Source organism: Frankia sp. CoWAU3 (assembly GCF_977971855.1).
In genome coordinates this window covers 25,971-35,507 of record NZ_CDWWXB010000013.1, presented here as the reverse complement: position 1 = coordinate 35,507, position 9,537 = coordinate 25,971, and the positions used below count along the sequence as shown (strand labels likewise).

Genomic DNA, 9,537 nt, shown 5'->3' with positions numbered 1-9,537 from the left:
CCCGTTGCGCCGGTCCCGCCGCCCACACCGAGCTACCTGCAGGCACCCCCGCCGCCGATCGCGCCGTCGAACGTCGGTCATTACCACCCGGAACCGCTGCCGGGGGCGCCGGCCTCGAACGAACCCGCTGCGGTCGCCACGGCCGAATCGACCGTGATCCCGACGAGCGAGTCTCGCCTCGCCCCGCCGGACCGTGAACCGGTGGAGCCGCCGGTCGATCAGGCCTATGGTCAGCACCGCCCGGAGCCGCCGCGCGCTGCTCCCCGGCCGACCTACCCGCCTCGCCGGCCGGTGCGGCCGGTGGCCGACGACGACGAGCTGGACGTGCCGGACTTCCTCAAGTAGCCGGTGCCAGGCAGACTTCCGGCATGCCGGTTCTCGTCACCTCGCGCTCGGGCGGGGTCAGCGACCCGCCGTTCGAGGGACTCAATCTGGGCGACCACGTCGGGGATGCCGACGAGGCCGTCGCCGTCAACCGACGCCGGCTCGTCGACCGGCTGCGGATGCCGGTCCAGTACATGCGGCAGGTGCATGGGAGGCAGGTCGCCGTGCTGCGTCGGCACGGGCCGCCGCCACAGGCGGACGCGCTGGTGACCGATGTCCCCGGCCTCGTGCTCGCCGTGATGGTTGCCGACTGCGCACCGGTGCTGTTCGAGGCCCCCGCGGTGGTGGGAGTGGCGCACGCCGGCCGGGTTGGGATGGCCAATGGCGTGATACACGCCACTCTTGGGGCCCTCGAGCGGCTCGGCGCCGTCCGGGACGAGCTCCGTGTCACCATCGGTCCATGTATCTGTGCCGGCTGTTACGAGGTGCCGGAGGATCTTCGTTGCGAGGTGGATACCCAGGTGCCGGGGAGTGCGGCCACCACCCGCGTCGGCACCGCGGCGATCGACCTGCGTGCCGGTATCCGTCGTCAACTCGCCGCCGCCGGTGTGACCGATATAACAATTTCTGCTCGATGCACCGCCGAGGATCCGGAGCTCTACTCCTACCGTCGAGAGGGTCGGACGGGACGCTTCGCCGGCCTGGTCTGGCTCGGGCCGACGCCATGATCCACCGGCCCGAGGTGCCCGCGAGGCATGGCGCATCCGGCTCGGGGGAGTCCGACGGACCGTTCGCCCCGGACCGACCCGCCCCGGACCGACCCGGACCGGACCGACCCGCCCCGATCGAGCTCGATCCGGCGCGCCTGGACCGGTTGACGCAGCGGCTGGCCGAGGTCCGGGCTCGGATCGTGGGGGCGGCCCGGGCAGCGGGCCGTGATCCGGACCACCTCACCCTCATTGCGGTCAGTAAAACCTACCCACCCCAGGATGTTGTGATGATGCACACGCTCGGGGTGCGGCACTTCGCCGAGAACCGGGAGCAGGAAGCCGGGCCGAAGGTGAGTCTCGTCACCCGGCTGATCGGCGGGGAACGGAGCGTCCCGGCCAAGGGGACCGGTGACGGCTCGTCCTCCGGTGCCACCGGTTCCGGCGATCCGATCTGGCATTTCGTGGGACAACTGCAGCGCAACAAGGCCAGATCCGTTCTTCGTTGGGCGGATTGGGTGCAGTCAGTGGATCGGGTGAGCCTGGTGCCAGTGCTCTCCCGGCTGGCGATGGAACGCGGTCGCCCGCTGTCGATCTGTCTCCAGGTCTCGTTGGACCTCCCTGGTGCTTCCGATGGGAAGATCGGCGCGTCGATCGCCGGCTCGAGGCGCGGAGGGATCGATCCGGCCGGCCTTTCCGCCCTGGCCGATCTTGTCGAGGAGGCGCCGGGACTGGCCCTGCGAGGCGTGATGGCTGTCGCCCCCCGGAGGGGGCAGCCACGACCTGCGTTCGCGCGACTGCGTGAGGTGGCGGAACGCCTGAAGGTGGGGCATCCCCAGGCCACCGTCATCAGTGCCGGCATGTCGGGAGATCTTGAGGACGCTGTGGCCGAAGGCGCGACACACCTTCGGATCGGCACCGCTTTGTTCGGTGAACGGCCTGGTGTCCCTTAGAGTCGCGCCCATGGGGCTCGGGCGCAGGGCGATGGTCTACCTCGGTCTGGCCGAGGAGGATGAGGACTATCTCGAGGACGACTATGACGACGGTCGTGCGGTCGGTCGTGACGACCGGCGTGCTATGCACGAACCGGTTCCGATGGACCGTACGGTCCGTCGGATAGACGCACGTGAGGAGCCGGTCGCCATGCCGCGACGTCCACCGGTCGAACCGCTGCGTCCCGCCGGTCCCGTGCCGATGCGCAGGGTGGCCGCGGTGGAGGAGTCGCACCCCTACCGGATCACCACGCTTCAGCCACGCAGCTACAATGAGGCGCGCCAGATCGGCGAGGAGTTCAGGGACGGGACGCCCGTTATCATGAACCTCACCGACATGGACGATGCCGACGCCAAGCGGCTGGTCGACTTCGCCGCAGGTCTGATCTTCGGGCTGCGGGGCGACCTCGAGAAGGTGACAAACAAGGTCTTCCTGCTCTCGCCGCACAACGTCGAGGTCACCGAGACGGACAAGCGACGCATCCGTGAGGGTGGCTTCTACAACCAGTCATAGTCAGGGGGCGTGATCGCGTCCCCCCCGTTTCTCAGGAGAGAGCACCATCAGCACAGTAGGAAGCTTGATCTTTTGGGTGCTGACGGTCTATCTGTTGCTCCTGATAGCACGATGGATCATCGATCTGGTTCTTGCCCTCAGCCGATCGTTCCGCCCGACCGGCCCCCTGGTACTGGTCTTCGAGATTGTGTACACGGTGACTGACCCTCCGTTACGATTCATCCGGCGATTTCTTCCGCCGTTGCGGGTGGGTAGCGTTGCGCTTGACCTCGGGTTCCTGCTGCTCTTCCTAGTGGTCATCGTGCTTCGAAGCTATGCGCAGAGGCTGTGACGGGGTTGTTGTGCACACCGCGAGCGCGGGCGCGGCAGACTGCCCGCAGACCGCCCTCTCTTCGGGGAGCGGCGATGCCGCACGAGGAGGCGACGTGGCTCTGACACCACAGGACGTTCAGAACAAGGTCTTCAGCCCGACGAGGTTTCGCACGGGCTACAACGAGGATGAGGTCGACACCTTCCTCGACGAGGTGGAGGCCGAGCTGACGCGGCTGCTGGACGAGAACAGCGACCTGCGCCGGCAGCTCGACGAGGCCCGGCGTTCCGGCGGTGGTGGTCCGGGCGTGCCCGCGCAGATCCTTGAGGAGAACCAGGGCCTGCGCCGCCAGCTCGACGAGGCGCGTCGCCAGATCGGCCAGGCGCAGGCCCAGGCCGCCCAGGCTGCCCGGGAGCGGGGCCAGCAGCCGCAGCCCCCCGCGCTGCAGCAGGGCGGCGCCCCCACCACGGTGATCTCGGCGGTGGGTACCTCCGGACCGCCCGCCCGCGCCGGCGGCAACCCGCAGGTGGAGGCCGACATCGAGCAGCGGGTCGCCCGTACCCTCGTGCTGGCCCAGCGCACGGCGGACGAGGCGCTGCGCGAGGCGCGCACGGAGTCCGAACGCGCTCGCCGCGAGGCGAGGGCGGACGCGGACCGCATCATCGGTGAGGCCCGGGCGCACGTGGCCGAGCAGCTCGGCGGCTTGGAGGACGACAAGCGTCGTCTCGAGGGCCAGGTCGAGCAGCTTCGGGCGTTCGAGCGGGAGTACCGCACCCGGCTGCGGGCCTACCTGGAGATGCAGCTGCGGGACCTGGACGGCATGCCGACCCAGCCGGCCGTCGGTGCCTGCGGGCCTCCGCGACCGGGCCTCAACCCGGGTGGTGGACCCACGCCGCCCGCGGTGGGCATGGGGCCCAGTGGCGCTGCGCAGAGCCCCGCCCACCAGCCGACCTTCCCGCCCGGTCCGCCCCTGCCCGCCGGCGCCGCCATGGCCCGCGACAACGGTCACGGCCGGCCGGACATGGATGCCACCCGGCGGGACACCCCGGGAATGCAGGAGTTCTGATCATCCACCGCGCGGCCCTCGGCGGGTCCGGCGTGGCCCTCGGCCCCGGAGCCGACGGCCGGTCTCGTGATGGGGTGATCGAGAGATGCTGACGCTTTGTGGAGAGGTTCTTGCTCTGTGTACGGTTCTTGCGGTGGTCGGCATCCTCGCCGGCAGCGGTTTCGTCTATGCGTCCCTGATCTTGACGCTGGCCGCCGCGGCGCTGCTCCCGGCGGGAGCAGTACGCCGGGCCTCTCGCTGACCCCGAGCCTCGGTCTCAGCTGCCGGTCGTCTCGTGCCGGGTGAGCGTGAACGCCAGGCCCAGCTCCTCGGCTGCCGAGCGGGCTGCCGTCTCGCGCGGCTGCGCCGCAGGTAGTTCCGTGCGGGCCGCCTCGGTGAAGGAGACCGCCAACACCTCCTCGGCCACCGTCTGACCGTGGGTACGCAGAGCGAGCGTGGTCTCCTCGCGCGTCGCAGCCCAGGAGACGTCCACCCGGTCGGTGATCTCCAGCCCCGCCGCCTTGCGCGCGTCCTGGAGCACCCGGACGACGTCGCGGGCGAGCCCGGCGCGGGCGAGCTGCGGGGAGATCTCCAGGTCGAGGGCGACGGAGAGCCCGGACTCGGCGGTGACCGCCCAGCCCTGCCGCGGCGTCTCCGTGATGATCAGTTCGTCCCCGGACAGCTCGACGTCCTCCCCGTCAACGGTGACGGTGAGCCGTCCGTTGACGGGAGGACCGGCGGCCGCGATGGCCGCGGCGACCGCCTTGGTGTTCCTGCCGAAGCGCCGCCCCAGCGCCCGGAAGTTCGGCTTCACCGAGATGTCGACGACCTCCGAGGTCGCCGGCTCCACCGTGGTCACGTTGAGCTCCTCGGTGATCTGTGCGATCAGCTCGGGGGAGAGCTCGTCAAAGGCACTCGCGCCGACGACCGCCCGCGGCAACGGCTGGCGGGTGCGCACCCCGCTGGCGGCCCGGGCGGCGCGGCCGAGTTCCACGATCCGCCGGACGAGATCCATCTGCTCCGAGAGCTCCGGCGTGTGCAGCCCCGCCGGGAGCTCGGGCCAGGCGGCCAGGTGCACCGAGTCGGGGGTCTGCGGGGATGTGTCGGCGAACAGTCGTGACCACAGCCAGTCGGTGAGGAACGGCGTGAACGGCGCCATCACCCGGGTCAGCGCGTCCAGGCAGGTGTGCAGGGTGCTCAGGGCGTCGGCGTCGCCGGCCCAGAACCGGCGGCGGGACCGGCGGACGTACCAGTTGGACAGGTCGTCGACGAACCGGGCGATCCGCCGCCCGGCCCGCAGCGAGTCGAAGTTCTCCAGCGCATCGTTCACCTCGGCGACGGTGGCCGCGAGCTCGGACAGCGCCCAGCGGTCCAGCACGTGCCGTCGGACCGGCGGTGTCGCGCCCGCGGCCGGGTCCGCGGCCGGGTCCGCGGCTGGGCGCCAGCCGGCTGCCCCGGCATAGAGAGCGAAGAACGACGAGGTGTTCCAGTAGGTGAGCAGGACCTTGCGGACGATGTCCTCGATCGCCTCGTGACTCACCCGGCGGTCCGCCCACGGCGAGCCGCCGGCGAGCATCAGCCAACGGACCGCGTCCGCGCCGTGCCGCTCGAACAGCTCGAAGGGATCGAGCACGTTGCCGAGATGCTTGCTCATCTTGCGGCCGTCGGCGTCCAGAAGCAGGCCGAGGCAGAGCACTGTCTCGTAGGAGGAGCGGCCGAACACCAGCGTGCCGACCGCCATCATCGTGTAGAACCAGCCGCGGGTCTGGTCGATCGCCTCGCAAATGTACTGCGCCGGGTACTGCCGGGTGAACGCCTCGAGGTTGTGGTGCGGGGCGCCCCACTGGGCGAACGGCATCGCGCCGCTGTCATACCAGACGTCGATCACCTCGGGCACCCGGTGCGAGACGCCGCCACAGGTCGGGCAGGTCCCGGTGACCTCGTCGACGAACGGGCGGTGCGGGTCGAGGTCGGCCAGGTTCCGCCCGGCGAGCTCGGAGAGCTCCGCGAGTGACCCGACGCACACCAGGTGGGTGGGGTCGTCGTCGCAGCGCCAGACCGGCAGCGGTGTCCCCCAGTATCGGTTGCGGGACAGCGCCCAGTCGACGTTGCCGCGCAGCCACTCGCCGTACCGACCAGTCTTGATCCGCTCGGGATGCCAGGTCGTCCGCTCGTTCTGCGCGAGCAGCTCGTCGCGGATGGCGGTGGTCCGGATGTACCAGGACGGCAGCGGATAGTAGATCAACGGTGTGTGACAGCGCCAGCAGTGCGGATAACTGTGCGTATACGTCGATGCCCGCCACAGCCGGCCCCGCTCGCGCAGGTCGGCGGTCAGCGGCGCGTCGGCATCCTTGAAGAACATCCTGCCGACCAAGGGGACGTCGGCGAGGAAGCGACCGTCCGTCCCGATCGGGTTCACCACCGGCAGCCCGCTCGCCCGGCAGACCGCGAGGTCCTCCGCGCCGAACGCTGGCGCCTGGTGGACCAGGCCCGTGCCATCCGTGGTCGTCACGTAGTCGGCGAGCACGACCGAGTGTGGGACGCCGGTGCCGGCCGCGAACCGCTCGGCCGCCAGCAGCTCGAACGGGCGGGTGTAGCGGGCACCGGCCAGCTCCGCCCCGCGGAACCGCTCGACGATCTCGGCGTCCTCGCCGAGGGCCGCGGTGACCAGTGGTTCGGCGACGACGAACAACTCCCCGTCCCCCGCGCGGGCCAGGACGTACTCCACCTCCGGGTGAACGGCCACCGCCGTGTTCGACACCAGCGTCCACGGGGTCGTCGTCCAGACCAGCAGCTGCGCACCCTGCCCGGCGAGGCCCAGGGCGTCGGCGACGAGCGGGAAACGGACGTAGACCGAGGGGTCGTCGACGTCCGAGTAGCCCTGGGACACCTCGTGGTCACTAAGCGGCGTTTCGTCGCGCGGGCAGTACGGGGTGACCCGGAAGTCCTCGACCAGCAGGCCCTGGTCGAAGATCTGCTTGAGCGACCACCAGACGCTCTCGACGTAGCTGGTGTCCATGGTGCGGTAGGCGCCATCGAGGTCGACCCAATAGCCCATCCGCTCGGTCATCGCGGAGAAGTCCGCGACATGGCGCAGCACCGACTCGCGGCACCGGGCGTTGAACTCGGCGATGCCGAACGCCTCGATGTCGTTTTTGCTGGTGAAGCCGAGCTCCTTCTCGACCGCGAGCTCGACGGGCAGCCCGTGGCAGTCCCAGCCAGCCCGCCGGGGAACGTGGTAGCCCTTCATCGTCCGGTAGCGGGGGAACAGGTCCTTGAAGACCCTGGCCTCCACGTGATGCGCCCCCGGCCTGCCGTTGGCGGTGGGCGGGCCCTCGTAGAAAACCCACAGCGGGCGGTCCGCGGTGGCCTCCAGCGAACGGTGGAACACCTTGGTGTCGCGCCAGCGGGCCAACGTCTCCCGCTCCAGGGCGGGCAGGTCCACCTGGGCGGGCAGCGGAGCGAAGGTGGGATGCCGCAGAGGGGTGCTCATCGTGGGGACCCGGTCTCCATAGTCGTAATCTCCGTCGGGCTGGTTCTCCAACGGAGGGACGACGCCTCACCGGCCCCGGGCGTGACCATCCGGCCGATACGCCGGCCGCCTGTCCTGCCCGGACCGGGGGTACCGCGGTACCACCCTCCTTGCGCACCCGCTCGGCCGGATCGGGCCGAGGGATGGCCCCTCGTTGTCCTCGCGGCGGCCGGATCTACTGGGGACCCGATGGTCGACCGGATTCCGTTCTTCCGGCGGCTCGGGGGTGATCTTCGCGACGCGCTGGCCACCGGGCTTCCACCGACCCCGGCTCGCTCGGGCTGCGCCCGCCGCTACTCGTCCCCGTCCACGCCGTACCGCTGTCCATCAGCGTAGCTCAGCGGGACGAGTGGTCCCGTCCCCGGCTCGGCCCTTCGCCGCGCGGCCGGTTCATCGTCGGGACTCGGGGCCGTAGAGTGGTCCGGTAGGAGAGGTGCCGACCATCGGGAGCGGTGTGTCCGAAGATCCCGTCGATCACGCGGTGACCGCGCCGGGGGGCGTCACCCCGGGCGCGGGGTCCGTCGCGCCGGCGATGTCCACGAAGCCCTCGGCCCCGCCCGGGGGGTCGACGCCGGTGCCGCGCGGGCGGGACGAGGCTTGCCCTACCGCCGGTTCCCGCCGGGCGGTGGCCACGCTGACGGTCGCGGCGGCGATCGTCCTGCTGTCGGACATCCTCACCAAGCATGTCGCGGTGGCCACCCTGTCCGACCGGGGGCCTGTCGAGGTCATCCCCGGCCTGCTCGACCTGGAGCTCACCCGCAACTCCGGAGCGGCCTTCAGCCTCGCGGGCGGCGCGACGGTGCTACTCAGCCTGGTCGCCCTGGCCGTGGTCGCGGTGGTGGTGTTCACCGCCCGCCGGCTGCGGTCGGTGGGGTGGGCTCTCGTGCTCGGCGCCCTGCTCGGCGGGGCGGTGGGCAACCTCGCCGACCGCCTCTTCCGCTCGCCCGGTCCCCTGCGCGGTCACGTCGTGGACTTCGTCCACCTCCACTACTGGCCCATCTTCAACGTGGCCGACTCCGCGATCGTCTGCGGCGGCGTGCTCGCGGTCATCCTGTCCCTGCGCGGCGTGGGTCTGGACGGCACGCGCTACGCCGAGCATCATCCCCCCGGCGGGGGCAGTGACCATCACGGGCGGTGACCTGCGCTCCCTGCCGGTCCCGGACGGGCTCGACGGCGTCCGTCTCGACGCGGCGGTCGCGAGGATGTTCGGGCTGTCGCGGACCGTGGCCGCCGCGCTCGTCGACGACGGCCAGGCGAGCCTCGACGGGAAGGTCCGGGGCCGGTCCGACCGGGTCAGCGGCGGTGCCTGGCTGGAGGTCCGGCTGCCCGCTCCGCCGCGTCCGGTGGCGGTGGCGGTGGAACCCACGCCGGTCGAGGCTCTCGGCATTCTCTACGACGACGACGACATCATCGTGGTGGACAAGCCGGTCGGGGTCGCCGTCCATCCGGCGCCCGGCTTCACCGGACCGACTGTGATCGGGGCGTTGGCCGCCGCGGGATACCGCATTTCCACCTCGGGCGCGGCCGAGCGTCAGGGGGTGGTGCACCGTCTCGACGTCGGTACCACCGGGGTGATGGTGGTCGCCAAGAGCGAGCGCGCGTATACCCTGCTGAAACGGGCGTTTCGTGACCGTACGGTGGACAAGCACTACCGGGCCGTGGTGCAGGGCCATCCCGATCCGCTGCGGGGCACCGTGGACGCCCCGATCGACCGGCATCCGCGCCGGCCGGGGCTGTTCGCCGTCGTCGCGGACGGCAAGCCGAGTATCACCCACTACGACCTCCAGGAGGCCTTCCGGGCCGCCTCCCTGCTGTCCGTGCGGTTGGAAACCGGGCGCACCCACCAGATCCGGGTGCACATGTCCGCCCTGCGGCACCCGTGTGTCGGGGATCTCGCCTACGGGGCCGATCCCACGCTCGCCGAGCGGCTCGGCCTGGCCCGCCAGTGGCTGCACGCGGCGCGGCTGTCCTTCGATCATCCCGGTCACGGCGGACGGGTCGAGTTCACCAGTCCGGACCCGGCTGACCTGGCCGAGGCGGTGGAACGGCTGCGGGACCAGCCATGACGGAGCCGGCGACGCTCGGGGAGGCGACCTCGGCGCCGGTGCCCGCT

Annotated in this window: 9 protein-coding genes and 1 pseudogene; 9 read left to right on the top strand and 1 reads right to left on the bottom strand. The window is 71.1% G+C overall.

The genetic code is table 11. From position 1 onward, the window contains the following. The 7 genes and pseudogenes from AC08ON_RS03010 to AC08ON_RS02980 form a co-directional block, all read left to right on the top strand. Positions 1–345: pseudogene (locus AC08ON_RS03010) on the top strand (cell division protein FtsZ); the annotation flags it as partial. A gap of 23 nt (positions 346–368) precedes the next feature. Then, positions 369–1,052 carry a peptidoglycan editing factor PgeF gene (pgeF, locus tag AC08ON_RS03005; RefSeq protein WP_476606309.1) on the top strand — a complete coding sequence of 228 codons (684 nt, stop codon included), beginning with the start codon at positions 369–371 and terminating at the stop codon, positions 1,050–1,052. Beyond that, entirely contained in the window at positions 1,049–1,984 is a 936-nt protein-coding gene (locus AC08ON_RS03000; RefSeq protein WP_476606310.1) for a YggS family pyridoxal phosphate enzyme, read from the top strand. Before pgeF ends, AC08ON_RS03000 begins: the two co-directional genes overlap by 4 nt. A 10-nt stretch (positions 1,985–1,994) precedes the next feature. Further along, positions 1,995–2,537, top strand: coding sequence for a cell division protein SepF (locus AC08ON_RS02995; RefSeq protein WP_476606311.1), 543 nt, complete (start codon positions 1,995–1,997; stop codon positions 2,535–2,537). Between the two features lie 76 nt (positions 2,538–2,613). After that, the gene (locus tag AC08ON_RS02990) at positions 2,614–2,868 is read left to right on the top strand and encodes a YggT family protein (RefSeq protein ID WP_035730579.1); all 255 of its coding nucleotides are present in this window, start codon (positions 2,614–2,616) and stop codon (positions 2,866–2,868) included. A gap of 94 nt (positions 2,869–2,962) precedes the next feature. Continuing rightward, positions 2,963–3,913, top strand: a complete 951-nt coding sequence (locus tag AC08ON_RS02985) for a DivIVA domain-containing protein (RefSeq protein ID WP_476606312.1) — start codon at positions 2,963–2,965, stop codon at positions 3,911–3,913. 85 nt (positions 3,914–3,998) lie between these two features. Continuing rightward, positions 3,999–4,154, top strand: a complete 156-nt coding sequence (locus tag AC08ON_RS02980) for a hypothetical protein (protein WP_476606313.1) — start codon at positions 3,999–4,001, stop codon at positions 4,152–4,154. Positions 4,155–4,169: 15 nt separating this feature from the next. Here AC08ON_RS02980 and ileS read toward each other — a convergent pair whose 3' ends face one another. After that, positions 4,170–7,385 (bottom strand): isoleucine--tRNA ligase, encoded by a 3,216-nt coding sequence (ileS, locus tag AC08ON_RS02975; protein ID WP_476606314.1) that lies wholly within the window; start codon positions 7,383–7,385, stop codon positions 4,170–4,172. A gap of 520 nt (positions 7,386–7,905) precedes the next feature. Between ileS and AC08ON_RS02970 the strand changes: the two genes are divergently transcribed. Both AC08ON_RS02970 and AC08ON_RS02965 read left to right on the top strand, forming a co-directional pair. After that, positions 7,906–8,562, top strand: coding sequence for a signal peptidase II (locus AC08ON_RS02970; RefSeq protein ID WP_476606315.1), 657 nt, complete (start codon positions 7,906–7,908; stop codon positions 8,560–8,562). Beyond that, positions 8,543–9,490 (top strand): RluA family pseudouridine synthase, encoded by a 948-nt coding sequence (locus AC08ON_RS02965; RefSeq protein ID WP_476606316.1) that lies wholly within the window; start codon positions 8,543–8,545, stop codon positions 9,488–9,490. Before AC08ON_RS02970 ends, AC08ON_RS02965 begins: the two co-directional genes overlap by 20 nt. Positions 9,491–9,537: the final 47 nt, after the last annotated feature.

Excerpts from the sequence above, each read along its gene's own strand:
- ileS (WP_476606314.1), bottom strand. The coding sequence starts at position 7,385 with ATGAGCACCCCTCTGCGGCATCCCACCTTCGCTCCGCTGCCCGCCCAG.
- AC08ON_RS03000 (WP_476606310.1), top strand. The coding sequence starts at position 1,049 with ATGATCCACCGGCCCGAGGTGCCCGCGAGGCATGGCGCATCCGGCTCG.
- pgeF (WP_476606309.1), top strand. The coding sequence starts at position 369 with ATGCCGGTTCTCGTCACCTCGCGCTCGGGCGGGGTCAGCGACCCGCCG.
- AC08ON_RS02995 (WP_476606311.1), top strand. The coding sequence starts at position 1,995 with ATGGGGCTCGGGCGCAGGGCGATGGTCTACCTCGGTCTGGCCGAGGAG.
- AC08ON_RS02980 (WP_476606313.1), top strand. The coding sequence starts at position 3,999 with ATGCTGACGCTTTGTGGAGAGGTTCTTGCTCTGTGTACGGTTCTTGCG.